Here is a 392-nt window from a genome sequence, read left to right on the forward strand (position 1 = left end):
GGGCAAAGGTATATTCAGATCAGATAGAAAGCGGGGATGATTTTGAAACCCTAAGAAAAACTATAGCTATAAATATACTGGACTTTAACTATACAGACGAAGAGGATTTTCACAATGTATACAGAGTATTCAATGAGAAGAGTAAAAAAGAATTTTCCAATGTATTTGAAATGCATTTTGTGGAATTAAATAAATTCAATAAGGATTACAGTAGTTTAACCAGTACCCTAGATAGATGGGTAACTTTTTTAAATAGAGCTTATGAAATAGATGTCAATAAAATACCAGAAGAATTAGCCTTGGATAAGGAAGTAAAAAGGGCTATTGAAAAGCTTGATATTATGTATCTTGATAGTGAAGAAAGAGAAATATATGAAAATGATTTAAAGGCT

Annotated in this window: 1 protein-coding gene; it reads left to right on the forward strand. The window is 29.8% G+C overall.

The features are described 5' to 3' along the window. On the forward strand, positions 1–392 hold a 392-nt coding region (locus tag RH99_RS18100), incomplete at both ends, for an Rpn family recombination-promoting nuclease/putative transposase (protein WP_010241921.1).

The sequence above is a fragment of the Clostridium arbusti SL206 genome (genome assembly GCF_000246895.1).
GTDB classification, from domain to species: domain Bacteria; phylum Bacillota; class Clostridia; order Clostridiales; family Clostridiaceae; genus Clostridium_I; species Clostridium_I arbusti.